Here is a 20,011-nt window from a genome sequence, read left to right on the forward strand (position 1 = left end):
AACGCCTGCCGGCGACGACTATCGAAAGCTGGGCTATCGGCCGGATAGTTGGATAGTTGTCGTAGAGTTTTCGGATAGTCGACGGCGGCGAAAGCGCAGAAACTTCAGGCACTTGGAGAGTCCGGATAGATTTCCCGCGCGTATACATAAGGAAAATTCGACGGCGGCAGCTTTTATAAATAATTGCCTTACGTTACGGGGAAAACTATCCGAACTATCCAATCTATTGAAATGTCTAACATATACTCTCCATACAACTATCCAGAAACTAACCAAACTATCCAATGTTGAGAGGAAAAGTTGCGATAGTTGCGGTAGTTGTTGCGGGTGTTTTTGCGATAGTAAAAGCCTTGCAGCGCAGGGGATTGCGGTAGTTGCGATAGTTTTCCCCCTATATGCGCGCGCGAAAAAATGGGGTGCGGGGCGCAATATCTTTTTTTTCCATATACGTAATACGAGAAAACTACCGCAAACTATCGTACCCTTTGATTTCATTGATAAATACTATCTCTTAAACTACCGCAAAACTATTGCAACTATCGCAGAGTTTGCCTTTAGGGGTTCGACGTTCCCAGAGCCGGCGATGGTGGCACCCCCCCATTCAGGGACCGTGTTTTCGGTAAGCGGCCCAGACGGAAGCGCGCGACTGCGGGATTTGTCCAGTGTGAGACTTCGCAAGCGGTACACGAATACACGTGCGCACGCGTGCGCGCACGGGAGGGCATGAGACCGTGACGTCATCACCATCTCGCTCCGATCCAGCCCTGCGTGCGGTCTTCGATTTGGCGGAACATTTGACCAGTTGCCGACCGATCCCGGCCGATAGCCGGGAGCTGCTTAGGCAGGCTTTGCACGAGGGCATTACCAGCGGGTTTGAGGTGTCGCTATATGCGGCCCTTGGCCTGAAGACGTGGGGAGGAACTTCAGCACTGCGAAAAGTCGATCTCTTGCGCCGCGACAGAGTTCTTCGGCGGCTGCGCAAAACAGTACCGGAATGGAAGGACCTTAGTTCGAGCGCAGCCGCAAGGGCGATGTCGGCTTCAGTGAAGCGTTATGAGACCACGCGGTGGCCGCGCGAGCGAGATCAAGTGGCCGGCCCGGCGACGCAGCCCTATTCGACCTGGTGGAGCTTCCTGCGCAACGGCATCGCCATTCCTGGTGAGCGTCAGCTTTCGACGATCCTCAAAATGGAAATTCAAGATGGTTTTGAATTTCGTGCCGGACCGACGATCCTCGATGCCAAAGGAGCACAGCGATGAACGCACCACACCCCCTCGACCCCCTTCGGCTTGATCGATTGCGCGGGCAGTCGGAAGCCGCACGCGCCGCAGCATCACGTGCACACGACGCGTACCTGCAAGTCCATCAAAAGATTGGCGCAGCAGAGGCAGATATCCGCCTCTTGGAGGAAAGATCGTCCTCCAACATGGTCGACATGGGTCGCAGCCAGTTGTTGCGGCGAAAAGGCGAAATCAGCGAGCAGATCGCGAAGATGGCCACTGAAAAAAGCCGGTTGTACGCCGTCGCCGAGGTCGCTCGCGAAAAGTCGAATGCGATCGGGGAGCTCTACCGCCGCTGCGCTGAATTCGCGGGAGCCGATCCCTATGCTCGATAAGTCAAAAACCGCGATTGCTGCGCTCAAGCGGGCCAAGTCCGTCTCAAACGTCATTGCGGAAAGCCTCGAGGAGATCAGGAAGCAGATCGATGATCTTAAATCCGCCCGCGAGGACATCAGCAGCCTGCCGGTGGCAGAGGAGTATGCCGTTTCCAGGGCGGTCCAGTCGGTTAAGATGAGTATCGCCACAGCGCAGCAGGAAGTAAGATCTCCGTCAGACTTCACTCTTCCGCCAGGCAGTTGGCAAAATCAGTACACACCTCGACAGGACTTCGGAGCTCTGGTGCTCGCATACCTCGGAGACCAGATCGTCGAGGCTGTGACGGCTCAAGTCAGGCAGGCTTATGAAGACCGTCCAGGCGTCAGCGCCGAGGACCGTGAAAATCTCCTCGCTGCGAATGATCACGAGATTCTCGCCGCCGAACTGATGGAAGAGTCGATCATCCGCCAAGCCGAAGAGCAGGGCTTTGCGATTGAACGTCGAATTGACGCGGATCCTCGCGCGGTTCTCGCTCATGGAAGCGCACTGCCATGAGCGATGCACCGATCCTCTTTCGCAAGCGCCGGACGTACCTTGATGAGTGCCGTGAACGCGGTGTGTTCCAAAAGCATGAGGAACTGCTGGCCGAGAACGCGGAGCTGACGTCACAGATCGCCAACGTGAAAAAGTCCGCCGTTGCTGAATTGCACGATATCGCGTCGCATAGTCCCAGCTCGGCGGCTTTCAGCGATGCGCTCGAAGCCTGCCGAAATGAGATGCGGGCAAGAGCTGCCCTGATCTTCGATGCTTTCGCGAGCGTTGGATTAGGCGCGGCTTACCTGCCGCTGCTTGCACATGTTCTGATCCACACAGACACCCCGGGCGAAGAGGCTGAAGGTCTTTTTCGCGCCGCAGCAGCCCCTTCAACTGTTTCAAAGGATAAATAATCCCATGGCTAATGAACTCGATGCTCAGGCATCTCGCGAAGCTCTCAGGAAGTCCGTCGCTAACTTCAATCGTCGTGGCACGATGGCGTTCCGGCCGCGCGCGGCTGATGCGAACCCCGGTGACAAAGTAGCTTCCGCAGACCAGCACACTCCACCGAAGAACGACAAATCCACTGCGCCGGGAGCCGTCAAGACTGCGGTTCTTCGAGACGTCATGGATAAAATTATGGCCGGCAAACGGTCCTAAGAGCCTGTGGCGCGCCCTCTGTTGAGGCCGATGAGCCAGGCCGATAACCAAAGCGAACCTCCCTGCGCCACGATCAGAGGATGGGCCAAGGTTCGCAGGCAATCGGGAAGCGGGCGGGTGACCGCTTCCCACTTAATTTTCAGGGGAACGACATGCTTGCCGATCAAGATCCGGATGTGAAACTCGAAGCGCCAGTGGAGCACAATGGCAAACTTCTAAGCGAGTTGCGTTTCAGAGCGCCGACGATCGGCGACATTGAGGCTGCTGAAAAGATCGCTGGTGGCGTGGCCAGATCCGTTTTCCTCATTTCAAGGCTCTCGGGGGTGGATATTGCGCATGTCCGGAAAATCCCTGCCGCCTATCTCGACAACATTTTAGACCAGCTAAATGACCAGAAGGGAACGGTCTGATATGGCAACGCTCGAATCGAAACTCCGCGTCAGCCTGCTCGACGATGTGAGCCGCAAAGCCAAGGTTATCGGCGGCGCGCTTAACCAGCTGCAGCGCAATGCTGCCATGCCGTTTGGGGGCCTGGCTGGAAAGGTGGCGGCCTTCGGCGGCGCCTATCTCGGCGTCAATGCCGCGATTGAGGGCGGCTTCAAGCCTGCCGCCGACATGCAGGCCGCTATGACCGAGATCGGCATCAAGGCCGATCTTTCACAGACGCAGCTTGGGCAGCTGCAGGCTCGGTTGCAGAAGCTGGCACCACAGGTGAACCAGTTGGTACCGGCGCTCACTGAAGGCGTCGACACGATGCTGACGATGGGCTTGGCCGCCAATGATGCCAGCACGGCAATTCCGGCCGTCGGCAAGGCTGCGACGGCCACGGGCGCCGCGATAACCGATCTCTCTGCCGCCTCGGTTTCAGCCATCCAGAACCTGAAGGTAGCGCCTGGCCTCATCTCGCAAATGCTTGACGGGATGGCGGCGGCCGGCAACGCCGGTGCTTTCGAGCTGAAAGACATGGCGCAGTATTTCCCGCAACTGACAGCCTCGGCGCAGACGCTCGGGATGGAGGGCGTGCCGGCCATTAACGACCTTGCCGCAGCTCTGCAGATCGCCCGCCGCGGCGCTGGCGATGCATCGACCGCGGCGAACAACCTCAGCGACTTCATGGGCAAGATCATGACGCCGCAGACGATCAAGAACTTTAAGAAGTTCGGTGTCGACGTCACCAAAGAGTTGCAGAATGCGCACAAGAAGGGTGTTTCGCCGATCGAACACTTTATCAAGCTCATCGACGAGAAGACGAAGGGCGGACAGGGCGACCTGCTAACGCAGATTTTCGGCGACAAGCAGACGCTGGATTTCATCCGGCCGATGATCGCCGGGTTCAAGGACTACCTGCGTATCCGCGACCAGGCGGACCGCGCCAACGGCACGGTCTCTGAGGCCTTCAACCGCCGTATGCAGGACGCCAACCAGAAGATCAAGGCGGCGCAGATCGGCCTTTCCAACCTCGGCATGTCGATCGGCGCGAACTTCCTCGGTCCGATCGGCGAGGGCGCGCAGTACATTGCAGATATCCTCAACACGCTCGACGAGCGTGCGACGATCTTCGACAGGATCGGGGTCGGTGCGCAAGGTTTTCTGAATGGTCTTGGAATTGGCAGCGGCGAATTGAAGGATGTCGCGAAAGAGGCCGAGGAATTCTTCTTCGGGGTGAAGGATGCCAGCAGAGCGGCAGATGAATATGGCCGCATCTTTCACCGCTTTCAGGAGTGGGGCCAGAATATCCGGAGCTTCTACGACCAGGTGAAGGATAATCCGGTCGTTAAATTCATGGAGCAAATGTCAGGCTACGGCTTTCAACTTGTGTTGTGGTCGGCAGGTTTCTCGATGCTTGCAGGCACGATCATGAAGCTCGGCCGCGCGATCGCCTTCCTGACAGGTATCACGACCGCGATCAGCATCATCAAGTCGTTGGGCAAGGTCGGAGACCTCGTAACCGGCCCTGGCGGCAAGCCCGGAGGCTCATCGACGAAGCTGCCATCCGTTTTGCCGTGGTTCAAGTGGATGAAAGGCTTTGGAGTTCAAAACATCATCGGCGCCGTCCCACAGATTTTGGGCGACACACCGGGAGACACATTCGAGCAGCAGGTCCAAAATCAAAAGCAATACCGCGAAGGCTTGTTGCGGCTGCTCGGGATGGATGATCCGTTGAAGAAGACCAATCCACTTGGAAGCTATTCAGGATCTTGGGCTCAGCTGAACGCGCAGCGCGGTACGAATTATTCGCCGTTGCAGCAGGCAGTGGACAGCAGCAACAGCCCGGTCAAGCTCGATCGCGCGACGATTGTGGAGATGATGAAGCCGAGCGGCGTGCAGGATGTGAAGATCACCAATCCCACCCGGCCGAACATAACCATTCATGCACCGATTTCCATCACCGGCGTCGTCGATCCGAGAGCGGCGGCAGCTGCAGCGGCCGACCAGCTTGGCAAGGCAGCGAAGAGCGCAGTCGAGGGATCGTTCGGTGGTGGCGGCGGGTTTTAGCCCGGATTAACTGGTCAAACACAGGATAGGAAGCGCATTCCATGGAAGCAAAACCTCGTTACCGCGTTAAGGCCATCACTGTTGCTAGCCCGGCCGTTCAGTCCCCTTCGGCGTCGCCGACGGCACAGCAACAACGCTTTACCGCTCGATACCTGCGCGGCGACAGAGCCGGCATTCTCGGCATGCGACGGGCAATCACCCGTGACGCAAAGCAGGACGTTCGCGAGGCCGCCGATCGTGCATCGGCGCTGGCAACGGATTTTCTCCACAACAGCGGATGGATCGCCGGCGCGGTTACGCAGATTTTATCGGACACGATCGGCGAGGAGCTGAAGCTCAACTGCCGCGCGCAGCTAACGAAGTTCGGCTATGCGGACGAAGAGGCGGCCGAATGGTGTCGCAATGTCGAGAAGGAATGGCGGCGGTGGGCTTGGAACCCGAAGGAATGCGATCTCGCCGGTAAGGCAACGATTGCGGAAATGCTCGAAGCTGTGCTTCGCTCCTATCTGGTGTCGGGTGAGGCATTCGGCATCCTCGACAATCTGCCATTACGAGAGCAGCGCCGCCTGGGCCTGAAAACCGGGACGAAGGTATCCCTGACCGATCCGCACCGCTTGCCTCGCGACACGCGAGAGGCGGAAGGCCTTGAGCAGGGCATATTTCAGGACGCCTATGGCCGCGCTCAGACTTACCGTTTTCGGGCACGAGAAGGGGGAATTGAGACAGACCGGGATATCGACGCCGCCGATGTCATCCACGTTATGGATCGTGGCGAGAACCTGAATAGTGTGCGCGGCATTTCTGTTCTAGCTGCAGCGCTGAAGGTCATCGCTCAATCGGACCAGCTCGCGGACGCGACATTGGCAACAGCGTTGATGCAGACGATTTTCGCGGCGACGATCAAGAGCCCGGAAGCGAGCGCTCAGGCGTTCGAGGCGATCTCCACGCTCAGTGACATTCCGGAACCCGATGGCTTCGATCACACCGACGGTTCCTGGAACGAGTTTATAGGCGGCATTCAAAACGATCTTCTTGGTGTTTGGGATGCCCGTCTGGGGGCGCTGAGAGAAAAGGGCATATCAATGTCCGATTCCGCGAGGATCAATCACCTCGGCCCAGGCGAAGAATTCCAGATGCATACGGCGTCGACGCCTGGCTCTCAGTATCTGCCTTTCTTTCAAAATCTGCTTCGAGAAGTCGCGCGATGCCTCGGGATCACGTTCGAGAACCTGACGATGGATCACTCGTCAGCCTCGTACTCTTCGGTCCGAATGTCCGTCGCTAGCATCTGGCCGATCGTCTTGCGTCGTCGGGCGCGGATTGCAGCACCATTCGTTCAGGCGATCTTCGAGCGATGGCTCGAGGAGAAGATCGAGCGCGGACAAATCCCCTTTAAAGGCGGAGCCATTGCGTTTCGACGTGACCGTGAAAGTGTCTTTCAGGCAGAATGGAGCGGACCGGCCGCGCCATCGGCGGACGATTACAAGGCCGCCATGGCTCAGAAAGTCCGGCTGGAGATCGGGACATCGACCTTCTTCGACGAGTGCGCGATGATGGGCAGGAATGGCGAAGAGCAGATCGTCCAGCTCGGCCGGGAGATCAAGATGTTCGCGGCGGAAGGCGTGCCGCACCCATTCGGCCGATCCAAGGGTGGCGGGGGTGGCCCCGATGGTGCGGCCGTCGAGGGGAACCGGGAACCGAAAAAGCAATCTGTTTGATGAATTTAACGACGAATCGGAATTCTAGAAAAGTATGTAGGAACGTTGTAACCTTGATCGACAAGAAACTGTTTTAGCGCAAGGTCCGAGACAGTCGCGTAAGGTGATGGGCCGACCGTCACGCTCACCACTGGTAGCGGCAACGGTCCTTCCTTGCCAACCCATTCGTAATAGGGAACGACGCCGAGAGAGCTAGATCGATACTTTCGCGGGACGCTGTTGCTTTGGATGTCCGGACGATAGCAAATCGCGCGATACTCCTCCTCTGCCTCAAAAGCCGAATTTTTGAAACGAGTGATGAGCTTGACGATCTCCATCGCCGCCGCAACCGACAAACGCTGTGCTTCGTCGTCGTCGAACCGTTCGCGCTCGCCTTTGAGGGCTGTCGCTTTGTCATAGATATCTTTGACCAGTCCGGTCATGAGATCCTTCTGGAACTGCGCATCATAGACCACCTTCGTTAGGAAGTGCGGAAAGTTTCGAAGTTGCCACTTTTCCAGCTCTATCACATCGAATTCGATGCAGTATGGAACGACATCTCTTCCATAATCTCGCCACTGGTTGAGAAGGTTATTCCGCGCACTCATGCAAAAAATGACTGGCTGATAGTGGCGCATCGCGTCCGCGATTTGATCGATCAATTCTGATCCTGCGTTCTTTTCGGCATCCGTTTTGTCTTCGACAAATTCACGGATAGCGTACGCGGCGACGTCGACACCATAGACGACTTCTGACCCATCATTCATGAAGGTGGCGTCGGAGAACCACAGCTTGTGCTCGCTCAAGATACCAATAAGCCCTTGAGCACTGGTGTAGTGGAAGAGAGTGGTCGGGATGATTACGTTCTCGTAGATTTTCTCAATCTGGATCTCAGCCAATCCATCAAACACGTTGACAAACGGCGGCGGCGCGGCTGGCTGCTGCTCTAGTCCCTCCGACCCTTTTTCATCTGGTGATGCGTCTTCCATTGGATTTCCCCGTTGTGAGGTCGAGCGCTCATCCGCGCTTCATCTTCAGCGAAAATTAGCCGGACGATCACCCGCCGGAGGTTTCTCACTCCGGCGGGTGGCATCAATATTCAAGGGCGTGCGGGGTCCGCCACAATTGCCTCAGTGAAGATCGCGCTTTTCCCGAGCGATCAGCTCACTGCCAGGGTGGCGCTTACCCTTCAGCACTTCGTTGACGCGTCCCTGATTGACGCCGAAGCGGAAGGCGATCTCGTGCTGATACTCGCCGTTCCATCGATGGATCCATACCTGCACGGCGTCGTCGAGGGTGAGGCGGTTGTTCGTATGCTTCATTTTCGAGTTTCCTACTGGTTAAGAAACCTCGATCAGCTTGACAGGCCAGCCTCCCCAAGTATCCTTGGGTTGTTAAGGGGTGAGCCGTTTTGCCGATCGAGGCATTCGGTTTATTCGACACGAGGCCGGGGTTGCACCCCCGGCCTTTTTCGTGCCCTGCTCGCCCGATTGGCGATCAGTGATGAAAGTAAAGTTTGAAACCGATGATTCCGTCAAGGGGTTGAAAACAACTCCTGTGGAACGGGTGCAGGCGATAAGCATCTGCATCAACTAGCTTTTTTGCCATCCACAATTAAAAGCTGTTTAAAATCAATGCGTTTCACCTGAAACACTAACCCCATGAAAATACTTATAAAAATTAGTATTTATCCCACCGCTATCCACATAATTCACAGTTTACACTTGTGGACATCCGCATTTAGTGGGCGCGACTGAGAATCGCAACCGCGCGTTTCGTCAAAAGTCCATCACAAGATTTGTCGGAAGTGATTCTCTGGCGATGCTTGGCCTTGGCAGGTCAAGGCTGCCGAGGCCGATCGAACTCAGCCGATTTCCCGCCACCGGGTGACGTCGAAAAGGGGGCCTTCGCCTCCCAATCGATATTGTCGTCTCTGATCAGTGTGATCCGAGCCTTGAGAAACTGGTGTCGACGTGAGGCGGCCGCGTTCGATTGTCCTGCCGTCGCGCTCGAACTCGACATCGCGGTCCGTTGGCGGGTTCGATGTTTGCCATTCGCCCATTTCTCTCTCCTCGGCTCAACAACTCGCAAACGATACATCGTTTCGAGTGAGTGTTGAATGCGTCTGCACGTGGTCCACCTTCGGATAGTTCTGGCGGCATCTGCTGGCGCAATGGGGGGCCGGGGGCGCGATAGTTGCGACTGCCTTTTGCTGCGCAAGGGGTGCGGGGGAGATAGGCTTTCAGCCGGCATCCTTTTTCACCAGATCAAAGCCGTATCGTGCCGCGATCGTCTCCACCTGCCTTAGCAGCGCCTCGTCATAGCCGGGCTCGGTGGGCTTCGGAAACGACTGGGGATCAGGTAATGGAGGGTTGTCGGTGCTTGCGTTCGACGGCGCGAATTCAACCTCGCGCCGGCCGTCCGGATATTGCCGGACGTCGAGGATCGACATGCGCAAACTGCGCACCTCATCGAAGATCCTGTCGAGTGCACCTTTGATGGCTATACCAGGCGTGGGATGCGACTGAAGATGTTCGCCGAACGAAACGCCATAGGCATCTTCGCTCGGTTCAGGCGCCTCCACATGACGGCTCATGTGTTCATCGAAGTCGAGCGTATCTTGCAGCCGCTTGATTATCTCCGCGTTCATCGACCGCCCGTTGGCTTCGGCAACGTTGGCGATTTTGCCGCGCATCCCGTCTGGGAAGCGAAGGTTAAACTGGTCTGAACCTCTACCTGGATTTTTCGACACTGTGGCTCTCGTCTATCACGCCATAGGACTACTGTAATATTACCGACTTGACGTCAATAGGACTACGGTACTATAGGTATGACGGTGATCCTATCGAAGGAGTATGGAAGATGACGACGCGCAGTGCCGAAAAGCTGATGGTCCGGTTCTCAGAGGGATTGAAGGCTAGGATCAAGGAAGAGGCGGAGAGAAATCATCGGTCGATGAATTCAGAAATCGTCACCCACTTGGAAAGGGCGATGTTCGATCCCCTGGAAATGAAAAAGAGCGAAGCGGCCTGATCCGCCGCCTCGCCCTCTAAGATCAACATTCTGGTTAGGAGAATGCCGAAATGCAAAGAGATGATATCCAAAATCCATCGGGAAAAGCAAGCGGCGCGTTGAGCCGGCGTTTCCTGTTGCGTAGCGCGGCGGCAACCGCAGCGCTGGCGGTTCCAGTTGTCGCGGCAGCTGATGAGGAAACCGCGCTCGAAAAGCTGCAGCGCCTGATGTCCGAAGCGTCGGCTGCGTTGGACGATTACCAGGGCGGAACATTCTCCGCCGTCATCCATCCCGCCAGCACTGCGGAAAGGCCGATCTCTATTGAGAAGAGGCCGGCCACATTGGATGAAGAGGTCGACCGCTGCGTGGGTGCGCTAAAGCGGCTGCTTGTCCAGATGCATCCGGAGGCCACAGTCACGGCCTTTCGGTGCATCAGAGAAGACGATCAGGACCGCAGCATCATTTTCAACGTCCGCTACCCTCGTGAAAGCGCCGGGAAGCCGCATTCGGACCTTAACTCCTGAGGCAAAGCTGAACCATGGCTGACATCGACGTTTCAACCCTCGACCCCGACACGCCGCTTCGTCTCAAGCTGGCGGCCAGCCTCGCTTTCCCCGACGGCTCGATGACGGAAAGCGGGTTGAAACGTGAGATCGAGCGCGGCCGCCTCGAATGCGAGCGCATCGCCGGCAAGACCTATGTCAGCCTCAACGACATCAAGAGAATGAGGGAACTATGCCGCGAAAGTCGAAGGGGGTCCGAAAATACCTCCGCAAACGAGAAGGGCGGCCGTCTGTCTGGGTCATCCTCGATGGCGGAAATGAAGTCAGCACAGGATGCGGCGAGGACGATAGCGCTGCAGCTGATCGCTTCCTCGAAAGCTACCTCGCCGAAAAGCATAAGCCGGAATGGCGGAGCGGAGATCCGGACGAAGTAGCGATCGCGGACGTACTGCTGTTCTATGCGACCGAGAAGGCGCCAACTATGGCGCATCCCGAGCTGGTCGGCTTCCATATGATCCCGTTGCTGGAATTCTTCGGCGCGCCGAAGAGGTGTTCATTCGTCGACGGCACCAGCTGCCGCCAGTACGTCAAGGATCGCGTCGCCGGCAAGATCGGTAAGCGAGCCGTGAAGGAGGCGACAGCCGGCCGGGAGTTGGAGACGCTGAGCTCCGCCCTCAACTTCGCGTTCAAGGAAAAGAAGCTGATCATTCCGGTGCCCGTGACCCTGCCTCCGAAGGCGCTTGCTCGCGAGCGCTGGTTGACGCGTTCAGAGGCGGCAGCCCTCGTCGCCGGCTCTCTTGGCATCACAGCGACCGCCTATGACATCGAGACGCGCAAGCCGATCAAATGGGGGCGGATGTTTCGCCCCTCATATCACGTCGCACGCTTCATTCTGATCGGCCTCTATTCCGGCTCGCGCCATGAAGCGATCGTCAAGCTCCACTGGCTTCTCAACACGCGTGGCGGTTGGTTCGACCTGGAGAATAATATCCTGTACCGGCGAGGGCAGGGCGAGCGCGAGACGAACAAACGGCGTCCTCCGGTTCCGATCCCCGAGAACCTGCTGCCTCACGTTCGGCGCTGGCGGAGAATCACTTCTGTTGGCCCGGTCGAGTATCACGGCCGACTGATTGTCAAAGAGCGGAAGGGATTTGCCCGCGCTCGCGAACTGGCAGGCTTAGGCGATGACGTCACGCCTCATGTTCTCAAGCACACCTGCATTACTTGGATGATGCAGCGGGGCGTTCCGATCTGGGAGGTTGCCGGCTTCTCCGGAACCTCTGAAAACATCATCCGGAAGGTCTATGGGCATCATCACCCGGACCATCTTAGCGGCGCTTCGAAGCGGTTTCGTGGGCGATAAATGGGCGAGGCTATGAAGGACGATATTTCACCAAGTAGCGCTTTGGCGAAATCCCCTTGCGGGCCAAGGGGATCGGATGGTGGGCGTGACAGGGATCGAACCTGTGACCCCTACGATGTCAACGTAGTGCTCTCCCGCTGAGCTACACGCCCATCCGATGGCGGCGCATAGATCACAAAACCTTCGGAGCCGTCAATAGGCTTTTTTCAGTTTTGTGACGCGCCGCCCGGCAAGCCTTACGCGGCAAGCATCTTGTTGACCTCATCGACGAGATCGCGCAGGTGAAAAGGCTTCGAAAGGACCTTGGCATCCTTCGGCGCCTTCGAATCAGGGTTGAGCGCCACGGCGGCAAAACCGGTGATGAACATCACCTTCAGGTCGGGGTCGAGCTCGGTGGCGCGTCGCGCCAGCTCGATGCCGTCCATCTCGGGCATGACGATATCGGTCAGCAGCAGGGAAAACGGCTCCTCGCGCAGCCGGTCATAGGCGCTGGCGCCATTGTCATAGGAAAGGACCTTGTAGCCGGCCTTTTCGAGCGCTTTCACCAGGAAGCGGCGCATGTCGTTGTCGTCTTCGGCGAGAAGTATCTTCTGAGTCATCAATCCAGACCGCGATCCATAGGTTTTTGGTGGGCTGCCAGCCGTTTACACTAGTCTTTACCCGGTAAACAACCGGTGAATTGTCTGTGCGTGACCGCCATCCCTCCTACATAGTATGGACTTGCGGCCGGGCAACTGGCAACATGGGCCAAGCAGTCAGTTCATGACATGGTAAAGAGGGCCGAAAGTGCCGGAAATACGCGAATACGAGCTTTTTGAGGTCCATGAGCCCGTGTCGCAGACCATTCCTTTCGTCTACAACTCCCCCCATAGCGGCCGCATTTATCCACCGGAATTTATCGCTCAGTCCAGGCTTGAGGGCATCGCCATCCGCCGTTCCGAGGATCACTATGTCGACGAGCTCTTCGGCTCGGCCGTCGCACTCGGCGCGCCGCTGCTGGCAGCCAACTTTCCGCGCGCCTATCTCGACGTCAATCGCGAGCCTTATGAGCTCGATCCGCGGATGTTCGACGGGTTGCTGCCGCCCTATGCCAATGTCAATTCGCTCAGGGTCGCCGGCGGGCTCGGCACCATTCCGCGCATCGTCGCCGAGAACATGGAGATCTATGCGCGGCGCCTGCCGGTGCAGGAGGGGCTCGACCGCGTCGAAGCGGTCTACAAGCCCTATCATGCGGCGCTTCGACGGCTGATCGCGCGAACGCATGTGCAGTTCGGCTTCGGCGTGCTGATCGACTGCCACTCGATGCCCGGCAATGTGCGCGTCGCCGGCAGCACTGCGCGACCTGATTTCATCATCGGTGATCGCTACGGCACCAGCGCTTCGGCCGAACTTTCGCGCGCTGCCATCGCCATCCTGGAGGAAATGGGTTTTGCTGCGATCCGCAACAAACCCTATGCCGGCGGCTTCATCACCGAACATTACGGCCGGCCTTCGCGCGGACTGCACGCGCTGCAGATCGAGGTGAACCGGGCGATCTACGTCGATGAGCTGACTCTGGAGAAACGCGAGGATTTCGCTGCGGTGGCTGATGCGGTCACGGACTTCATGCAGCAGATGGCGGAATATGTTGAGAAATTTGCCGGTGAGCGGGCGCTGGCCGCCGAATAGATCTCTTTTTCGATGTCGCTGACGTCTGGCCTTCGTCTTCCCGGCCAAAAAAAACCGCGCTTGTGAGCGCGGCTAAGTCTAGGGAGGAAACACCCAAGGAGGGTATTTACAGTCAGAAGACTGTATGGAGACGCTACTATTGCATTGCACAAATGTCAAGCAATATATTGCGCTGCGATATCTTTGGGCAGTTAGAGCCAAATTGCCTGCTGCGTTTGCATTCCCATTGCTTTTCGCTATGAAAAGCGCCACTCCCGCCAGCCAAACGGATCCATCATGTTTCCTGACCGTTCGTTTTTCAACCGCCTGGCGGAAGCCGCCCGAGCCGAGACGCTGCCGCGCTTCCGCTCCGGCCTCGATGTCACGAACAAGCTTTCCTCCGGTTTCGATCCGGTGACGGAAGGTGACCGGGCGGCCGAACTCGCCATCCGGGCGCTGATCGAGGAGAGTTTCCCCGGCCACGGCATTCTCGGCGAGGAACATGGCAATGTCGGGCTCGACCGCGAATATGTCTGGGTGATCGATCCGATCGACGGCACGCGTGCCTTCATCTCCGGTGTGCCGGTGTGGGGAACGCTGATCGGCCTGCAGAGGGATGGCAGGGCGATCATGGGCATGATCGAGCAACCCTTTACCGGCGAGCGCTATTTCGCCGACCAGAACGGCTCGATCTATACCGGGCCGGAGGGCGAGCGGCGGCTGGCGACGCGCCAGTGTGATGCGCTTTCGAACGCCATCCTGTTCACCACCTCGCCGCATCTCTTTGTCGGCGAGGAGATGGAGAAATACCGCGAGATCGAGAGCCAGGTGCGGCTCTTCCGCTACGGCTGCGACTGCTATGCCTATGCGTTGCTTGCCGCCGGCCATATCGATCTCGTCATCGAAAACAGTCTGAAACCCTATGACGTCGGCGGCATCATTCCCGTCATCGAGGGGGCAGGCGGCATCATCACCACCTGGGACGGCGGACGGCCTGAGAACGGCGGCTCGATCATCGCCGCCGGCAGCCGGGCGGTCTACGAACAGGCGATCGCCGTTCTGCAGCGGTGATCCCGCCGTGCTGATTCCGCGGTCAGCAATGCTGGCCGGTCATGTGCCGAGGGCGGCGACTTCTTGGTTTTCTTCGGCATCGCTGCCGGGAATGAAGGCGTGGAAGGCCGCAAGGGCGGCAGCGCGGTAGATATCGCGCTCCTGGAAGATCTCGTGGCGGGCGCCGTTGATCGGCACCAGCTGGCCGGCGCGGAAATAACGCGAAAGCCGCTCCTGCGCCGTGTAGGGCACGACACCGTCACGCGTCGGGGCGATGACGATGGTCGGGATGGTGATGGAAAAGAGATGGTAGGGCGAGGTGACCCGGTCCATCGTGCGAAAGGCCTCGATCAGCCAGCGGGCCGTCGGCGGCCCGAGCGTCAGTTCCGGATGAGCCCTCATCATCGCAACATTGCGCTCGAACCGGTGTTCGTCCGAGGTCAGCGGATTGTCGCTGAAGTTCGGCTCCTTCAGTTTCGAGGTCAGCGGCAGAAAACCAAGGCCGAGGGCCGTCAGCGTGCCTGCAAGAGCGCGGATGACGCGAGGCGAGACCGATTGGCCGGTCAGGCCGATAAAGGGCGCCGACAGCACCATGCGATCGATACGGGTGGTGAGATAGGGCGCGGCCGACAGCGCAATCAGGCCGCCTGTGGAATGCGCGAGCAGATAGAAGGGCAGGCGGGTATCCGGCAACACCACCCTTTCGAGGAAGGTGTCGAGATCACGCTCGTAATCGACGAAGCGGCGAATGTGGCCGTGGTTGCGGCTCTTCAGCAGCCGCGGCGAACCGCCCTGGCCGCGCATATCGAAGGTCGCGACCCAGAGGCCTTTGGCCGTCAGGTCGCGGATCGTCTCGAAATATTTCTCGATATATTCGTTGCGGCCATGCAGGATGACGACCGTGCCCTTGGCGACCAGAGCGCTCGAGCGGAAGACGGCGTAACGCAGCTGGTGGCCGTCATGGGTTTCGAAGAACCCCTCCGTGCGGTTTTCCGGGGCGGGATTGTCGGGCGTCGAATAGAGAACCTGATCCATGACTTTGCCAATGCGCCGCTGCTGACTGCTTCGCCTTCAGGGATAGCGCACGGCATCCGGATTGGAAAGCGGTGGCGCTCGCAAGGCCGGCTGGAGGAAAAGGGCCGGCAGGAGCATGAGGGTGCTCGCGGCCGGCCGAAGTTGAGGCTGAAGAAGAAGGGACGGATGCACTTCAGCCATCGGGACCAGATTCACCCGACGCGGAAATTTCTAGGCGAATGTGCCTGAACGCGCTCCGAACCGGTCGTTCATGCGGGGTTCACGGGCTGATCAAGGCGATTCCGAAAAGGTCTTGAACTCCTCGAATCCCATCACCATCTCCTTTCTGCGGGTGCCGAACAGGGCCCGCGCAACCGCCCCAAGGCCGCCAAAGATGGGGTCTCAGGGGCACTTCATCGCAACACGTCGCTTCCACAGGAGGACATCATGCGTCACGTAGACTTCTCTCCCCTTTATCGTTCGACCGTCGGTTTCGACCGGCTCTTCACCATGCTCGACAGCCTTGCCCAGCCGGAGCAGGCGCAGACCTATCCGCCCTATAATATCGAGCGCACCGGTGAAAACACCTATCGCATCACCATGGCGGTTGCCGGTTTCGACGAGACCGAACTTTCGATCGAAGCCCATGCCCATGTCCTGTCCGTGAAGGGTGAAAAGAACGAGGAACCTGCCGAAAGCGGCGAATTCCTCTACCGCGGCATTGCCAAGCGCGCCTTCGAGCGCCGCTTCCAGCTTGCCGACCATGTCGAGGTGATCGCCGCTTCGCTGAAGAACGGCCTGCTGCACATCGACCTTCTGCGAAATATTCCCGAGGCCATGAAGCCCCGCAAGATTACGATTGCTGCAGAACCGGTCGAGGCTCCGAAAGCCATCGAAGCGCAGATCATCAACGGCTAATCAGATCCTTATCGGATAAAATGAACGGCGCTCCTATGGGGCGCCGTTTTTTGTTTCGGCTTGAAGCGCGTCGCGATCTTTCAGATTCGCTCATCGCGCTTTAGCTCTTATTTTTACGCATGTCGTTGTCGCAAAACCGCTGCACAGTTTTGCGCGACATGCTTCATGCCGGGCTGGCGGCTTCGTCGATTTCCTTGTCCGTTGCACGGCGGGCCGCAGCGGCGGCGTATTTCTGGGCGATGACGGCGCAGACCATCAGCTGGATCTGGTGGAACAGCATCAGCGGCAGCACGATCGCGCCGATCGACTGGCCGGCGAAGATGACGTTCGCCATCGGTACGCCGCTCGCGAGGCTCTTCTTCGAGCCGCAGAAGGTGATGGTGATCTCGTCGGCCTTGTTGAAGCCCAGCCAGCGGCTGCCGAACATCGTCAGCACCAGGACAATCGCCAGCAAAACCATGTCGGCGACGATGACGACGGCGATATCGGCGATCGAAAAGGTGTGCCACAGGCCCTCGACGACCGCCGTGCTGAAGGCGAGATAGACGACCATCAGGATCGAGCCGCGGTCGACAGGCATCAGGATCTTCTTCTTGGCGCGGATCCAGTCGCCGATCCAGGGCTGCAGGATCTGGCCGACAATGAAGGGGGCAAGCAGCTGCAGCAGGATCTGCTCTAATGCATCGAAGGAGAAGCCGCCATGGCCGCCGACGGAAAACAGCAGGCCGACGAGCAGCGGTGTCAGGAACATGCCGAAAATGTTGGATGCCGAGGCCGAGCAGATGGCGGCCGGTACGTTGCCGCCCGCCATCGAGGTGAAGGCAATCGACGACTGCACCGTCGACGGCAGCACGCAGAGGAAGAGGATGCCGAGATAAAGCGGCTGCGGCAGGATCGTGTCGGGGATCAGCCCGAGCGCCATGCCGAGCAGCGGGAAAATGCCGAAGGTGGTCAGCAGGATGACGAGATGCAGGCGCCAGTGCAGCAGGCCTGATATGACGACGTCGCGCGACAGGCGCGCGCCATGCAGGAAGAACAGCAGCGCGATGGCAAGGTCAGTGGCGATACCGAAATAATCCGCGAATGTGCCGCTTGCCGGCAGCAGCGACGCGAGGATGACGGTGCAGACGAGCAGGATGGTGAATGTATCGGGCAGAAAGCGGCGCATGGCGATCTCGCGGCGTGATAAAACAGTCATTGTTCTGTCGTCCATTATGATCCAGGATGCAAGGAATAACAGTTATCGAGAATATGGATCATGCTGGACCTTTCGCAATTGCGCAGTTTCGTCGCCGTCGAGCAGATGGGCAGTTTCACGCTCGCCGCAGAAAGGCTCGGCCTCGGGCAGTCGACGGTCAGCCAGCACATCCAGCGGCTGGAGACGGCGCTCGGGCGCAGGCTGCTGGCGCGCGACACCCATAAGGTGATGTTGACCGGCGATGGCGAGGCACTGCTGTCGCATGCGCGCGCCATGCTTTCGATCGAGGGGCAGGTGCAGTCGCTGTTTAAGAGCAACAGCCTGCGCGGCAGTCTGCGGCTCGGCGTATCGGAGGATTTCGTCACCAGCCAGCTGCCGGCGGTGCTGGAGGATTTCGTGCGTTCGCATCCATCGGTCGACCTGGAACTGACGGTTGCGCTTTCCGGTGTGCTTTACGAGATGCAGGACAATGGCGAGATCGATCTGGTGCTCGCCAAGCGTCGGCTCGGCGATGCGCGCGGAAAACTCGTCTATCGCGAGCCGCTCGTCTGGCTGGCGCGCGATCCCGAGCGCGTGCTCGCCTCAGGGCCTCTGCCGCTGATCGCCTTTCCGCCGCCGAGCGTCACACGGGTGATCGCGCTCGAAGCGCTCGGGCGAAACGGGGTGCCGTGGCGGATCGTCTGCACCTGCGGCAGCCTGAGCGGGTTGACGGCAGCGGCGCGAGCCGGGATGGGCGTGCTGGTGCAGCCGCGCAGCATGGCACCATCGGGCCTGAAGGAGATCGCTGCGGGAAAACTTCCGGTGCTGGAGGACGTGGAATTCGTGCTGGTGCCGCGTAAGGGAGCGGACCAGGCACTGGTTTCAGCACTGTCGGAGGATATTCTGCAAAAGGTGAGGGGACTGAGGTCGGCGTGAATCCTTGCCCGTCACCGAAAGGCCTGCCGGGCCGGCAGGCCTTTCCGGCAGGCGATCAGGCGGCCAGGCACTTCAAGAAGCCATCGACATCCGCTTCGGTGGTCGCGAAGCTGGTGACGAGGCGGATCAGGGTTTCGCTTTCGGAAACGAGTTCGGGCGTTGCCGCCGGGACCGGCCACTCGTAAAATTTGGCCCCCTTTTCCTCCGCAATTTTTGCGGCACTTTTGCTGACCACAGCAAAGACTTCGTTGGATGCGGTCGGCCAGGCCAGGCGAGCCGAGTTGCTCGTGCCGATGCCGGCGCGCAGCCTGTCGGCCATGCCGTTCGAATGACGGGCGAGATCGAGCCAGAGACCGTCTTCGAAATAGGCATCGAACTGGGCGGCGATGAAACGCGATTTGGAGAAAAGCTGGGCGGCGCGCTTGCGGATGAACGGCATTTCCCGGGCTTGATCCGGATTGAAGATGATGATCGCTTCGGCACACCAGCAGCCGTTCTTGGTGCCGCCGAAGGACAGCATGTCGACGCCGCGCCTCCAGGTCATTTCGGCCGGGGTGGCGCCGAGTGCGACCAGGGCGTTGGCGAAGCGGGCGCCATCCATGTGGAGCGGCAGATTGCGCTTCCTTGATATGGCGGCGATCTCGCCGATCTCCGGCAGGGAATAGACGGTGCCGATCTCGGTCGCCTGGGTGATGGTCACGGCGCTGGCGCGGCCGTGATGGACGGCGTCCTCGGGAAAGCTTGCGATCTTTGCCGAAAGTTTTGCCGGGTCGATCTTGCCGGCTTCGCCGTCAACGGCAACGAGACGGGCGGCACCGGAGAAAAATTCCGGTGCACCGCATTCATCCTCGATCACATGGGCTTCCGAATGGCAGAAGGTGATGCCGCCGGGGCGCTGGACGCTTGCCAGCGACAGCGAGTTGGCGGCCGTGCCGGTAGCGACGAAGAAGATCGAAACCTCACGCTCGAAGATCTCGGAAAAACGGGCTTCGACCTTTCTGTCGAGATCGCCGGCGCCATAGGCGGCGGCAAAGCCGGTCGATTCCGTCAGCAGACGTTCGGCAATGGATTTGTGGGCGCCGGCCCAGTTATCGGAAGCAAAGAACATGTGGGGAAACCGTGAGAAAGGAAGGGGGTGGCAAGTCCGCAGCGGACATTACGCCAAAGCTTCACAGGATCAAGGTTGTCGCCCGCGACACATCACGGAAATTGAACTACGCAATTAATAAACAAAATGATACGGCACAACGTAATTTTCTTTCGTCATGGCCGCTACCCAGGCAATCTTCCGTCGCAAATTGACGTTTTTTGACGGAGCGCTCTTGCAGAGCCGAATGCTTTCTGGCATAGAACTGATGAATTAGGACAGTGTTGCTGTCCTATTTTGGCCTTTATGACCGAAGAGGCGC

General features: G+C 58.7%; 24 protein-coding genes and 1 tRNA gene. 16 read left to right on the top strand and 9 right to left on the bottom strand.

The genetic code is table 11. The features are described 5' to 3' along the window. The first annotated feature begins 695 nt into the window (after positions 1–695). The 8 genes from BS629_RS38260 to BS629_RS11870 all read left to right on the top strand — a co-directional run bounded on the left by BS629_RS38260 (position 696) and on the right by BS629_RS11870 (position 7,003). Positions 696–1,259, top strand: coding sequence for a hypothetical protein (locus tag BS629_RS38260; RefSeq protein WP_131705065.1), 564 nt, complete (start codon positions 696–698; stop codon positions 1,257–1,259). After that, positions 1,256–1,615 (top strand): hypothetical protein, encoded by a 360-nt coding sequence (locus tag BS629_RS11840; protein ID WP_077988245.1) that lies wholly within the window; start codon positions 1,256–1,258, stop codon positions 1,613–1,615. Before BS629_RS38260 ends, BS629_RS11840 begins: the two co-directional genes overlap by 4 nt. Continuing rightward, a complete protein-coding gene (locus tag BS629_RS11845) occupies positions 1,605–2,150 on the top strand; it encodes a hypothetical protein (protein WP_077988246.1) in 546 nt (181 codons plus the stop codon). The genes BS629_RS11840 and BS629_RS11845 overlap by 11 nt, the downstream gene beginning before the upstream one ends. After that, positions 2,147–2,542, top strand: coding sequence for a hypothetical protein (locus tag BS629_RS11850; RefSeq protein WP_077988247.1), 396 nt, complete (start codon positions 2,147–2,149; stop codon positions 2,540–2,542). The genes BS629_RS11845 and BS629_RS11850 overlap by 4 nt, the downstream gene beginning before the upstream one ends. A gap of 4 nt (positions 2,543–2,546) precedes the next feature. Next, a complete protein-coding gene (locus tag BS629_RS11855; protein ID WP_077988248.1) occupies positions 2,547–2,789 on the top strand; it encodes a hypothetical protein in 243 nt (80 codons plus the stop codon). Positions 2,790–2,941: 152 nt separating this feature from the next. Beyond that, complete coding sequence (locus BS629_RS11860) at positions 2,942–3,199, top strand: phage tail assembly protein (RefSeq protein WP_158081457.1); 258 nt, start codon at positions 2,942–2,944, stop codon at positions 3,197–3,199. A 1-nt stretch (position 3,200) separates the two neighbouring features. Beyond that, positions 3,201–5,285 carry a phage tail tape measure protein gene (locus tag BS629_RS11865; RefSeq protein WP_158081458.1) on the top strand — a complete coding sequence of 695 codons (2,085 nt, stop codon included), beginning with the start codon at positions 3,201–3,203 and terminating at the stop codon, positions 5,283–5,285. Between the two features lie 182 nt (positions 5,286–5,467). Continuing rightward, the gene (locus BS629_RS11870; RefSeq protein ID WP_245315083.1) at positions 5,468–7,003 is read left to right on the top strand and encodes a phage portal protein; all 1,536 of its coding nucleotides are present in this window, start codon (positions 5,468–5,470) and stop codon (positions 7,001–7,003) included. A gap of 5 nt (positions 7,004–7,008) precedes the next feature. Here BS629_RS11870 and BS629_RS11875 read toward each other — a convergent pair whose 3' ends face one another. The 4 genes from BS629_RS11875 to BS629_RS11885 all read right to left on the bottom strand — a co-directional run bounded on the left by BS629_RS11875 (position 7,009) and on the right by BS629_RS11885 (position 9,734). Next, positions 7,009–7,971 carry a DUF2971 domain-containing protein gene (locus BS629_RS11875; protein ID WP_077988252.1) on the bottom strand — a complete coding sequence of 321 codons (963 nt, stop codon included), beginning with the start codon at positions 7,969–7,971 and terminating at the stop codon, positions 7,009–7,011. Positions 7,972–8,112: 141 nt separating this feature from the next. Beyond that, complete coding sequence (locus BS629_RS11880) at positions 8,113–8,304, bottom strand: hypothetical protein (RefSeq protein ID WP_077988253.1); 192 nt, start codon at positions 8,302–8,304, stop codon at positions 8,113–8,115. Positions 8,305–8,846: 542 nt separating this feature from the next. Beyond that, positions 8,847–9,044: a hypothetical protein gene (locus BS629_RS38265; protein WP_131713632.1), complete on the bottom strand. Its 198-nt coding sequence runs from the start codon at positions 9,042–9,044 to the stop codon at positions 8,847–8,849. Positions 9,045–9,224: 180 nt separating this feature from the next. After that, entirely contained in the window at positions 9,225–9,734 is a 510-nt protein-coding gene (locus tag BS629_RS11885; protein ID WP_077988254.1) for an Arc family DNA-binding protein, read from the bottom strand. A 110-nt stretch (positions 9,735–9,844) separates the two neighbouring features. On the opposite strand from BS629_RS11885, the gene BS629_RS11890 reads away from it, so the two are divergent. Genes BS629_RS11890 through BS629_RS11905 form a run of 4 tightly spaced genes read left to right on the top strand, consistent with a single transcriptional unit; the run spans position 9,845 to position 11,860 of the window. Beyond that, entirely contained in the window at positions 9,845–10,015 is a 171-nt protein-coding gene (locus tag BS629_RS11890; protein ID WP_077988255.1) for an Arc family DNA-binding protein, read from the top strand. A 50-nt stretch (positions 10,016–10,065) separates the two neighbouring features. Beyond that, positions 10,066–10,518 carry a hypothetical protein gene (locus tag BS629_RS11895; RefSeq protein WP_077988256.1) on the top strand — a complete coding sequence of 151 codons (453 nt, stop codon included), beginning with the start codon at positions 10,066–10,068 and terminating at the stop codon, positions 10,516–10,518. Positions 10,519–10,532: 14 nt separating this feature from the next. After that, the gene (locus tag BS629_RS11900) at positions 10,533–10,931 is read left to right on the top strand and encodes a hypothetical protein (RefSeq protein ID WP_077988257.1); all 399 of its coding nucleotides are present in this window, start codon (positions 10,533–10,535) and stop codon (positions 10,929–10,931) included. A gap of 47 nt (positions 10,932–10,978) precedes the next feature. After that, positions 10,979–11,860, top strand: coding sequence for a site-specific integrase (locus BS629_RS11905; RefSeq protein WP_077988258.1), 882 nt, complete (start codon positions 10,979–10,981; stop codon positions 11,858–11,860). 77 nt (positions 11,861–11,937) lie between these two features. Here BS629_RS11905 and BS629_RS11910 read toward each other — a convergent pair. Both BS629_RS11910 and cpdR1 read right to left on the bottom strand, forming a co-directional pair. Next, positions 11,938–12,012, bottom strand: a tRNA-Val gene (locus BS629_RS11910). An 84-nt stretch (positions 12,013–12,096) separates the two neighbouring features. Next, positions 12,097–12,459 carry a response regulator CpdR1 gene (gene cpdR1, locus BS629_RS11915; protein WP_003542883.1) on the bottom strand — a complete coding sequence of 121 codons (363 nt, stop codon included), beginning with the start codon at positions 12,457–12,459 and terminating at the stop codon, positions 12,097–12,099. 187 nt (positions 12,460–12,646) lie between these two features. Here cpdR1 and BS629_RS11920 point away from each other — a divergent pair, with 187 nt between their 5' ends. Beyond that, positions 12,647–13,528 carry an N-formylglutamate amidohydrolase gene (locus BS629_RS11920; RefSeq protein WP_011653502.1) on the top strand — a complete coding sequence of 294 codons (882 nt, stop codon included), beginning with the start codon at positions 12,647–12,649 and terminating at the stop codon, positions 13,526–13,528. A gap of 276 nt (positions 13,529–13,804) precedes the next feature. Beyond that, positions 13,805–14,578 carry a histidinol-phosphatase gene (gene hisN, locus BS629_RS11925; RefSeq protein WP_018243544.1) on the top strand — a complete coding sequence of 258 codons (774 nt, stop codon included), beginning with the start codon at positions 13,805–13,807 and terminating at the stop codon, positions 14,576–14,578. 39 nt (positions 14,579–14,617) lie between these two features. On the opposite strand, the gene BS629_RS11930 is transcribed toward hisN, so the two are convergent. Then, the gene (locus tag BS629_RS11930; RefSeq protein ID WP_018243543.1) at positions 14,618–15,592 is read right to left on the bottom strand and encodes an alpha/beta fold hydrolase; all 975 of its coding nucleotides are present in this window, start codon (positions 15,590–15,592) and stop codon (positions 14,618–14,620) included. Positions 15,593–16,018: 426 nt separating this feature from the next. On the opposite strand from BS629_RS11930, the gene BS629_RS11935 reads away from it, so the two are divergent. After that, positions 16,019–16,489, top strand: coding sequence for an Hsp20 family protein (locus BS629_RS11935; RefSeq protein ID WP_018243541.1), 471 nt, complete (start codon positions 16,019–16,021; stop codon positions 16,487–16,489). Positions 16,490–16,652: 163 nt separating this feature from the next. Here BS629_RS11935 and BS629_RS11940 read toward each other — a convergent pair whose 3' ends face one another. Further along, positions 16,653–17,702: a bile acid:sodium symporter family protein gene (locus tag BS629_RS11940; RefSeq protein WP_018243540.1), complete on the bottom strand. Its 1,050-nt coding sequence runs from the start codon at positions 17,700–17,702 to the stop codon at positions 16,653–16,655. Between the two features lie 45 nt (positions 17,703–17,747). Here BS629_RS11940 and BS629_RS11945 point away from each other — a divergent pair, with 45 nt between their 5' ends. After that, the gene (locus tag BS629_RS11945) at positions 17,748–18,602 is read left to right on the top strand and encodes a LysR substrate-binding domain-containing protein (protein ID WP_018243539.1); all 855 of its coding nucleotides are present in this window, start codon (positions 17,748–17,750) and stop codon (positions 18,600–18,602) included. A 55-nt stretch (positions 18,603–18,657) separates the two neighbouring features. Here BS629_RS11945 and BS629_RS11950 read toward each other — a convergent pair whose 3' ends face one another. Then, complete coding sequence (locus tag BS629_RS11950) at positions 18,658–19,710, bottom strand: threonine aldolase family protein (RefSeq protein WP_018243538.1); 1,053 nt, start codon at positions 19,708–19,710, stop codon at positions 18,658–18,660. Positions 19,711–20,011: the final 301 nt, after the last annotated feature.

Origin of the sequence: Rhizobium leguminosarum bv. viciae USDA 2370 (genome assembly GCF_002008365.1) — a bacterium.
Taxonomy (GTDB): Bacteria; Pseudomonadota; Alphaproteobacteria; order Rhizobiales; family Rhizobiaceae; genus Rhizobium; species Rhizobium leguminosarum.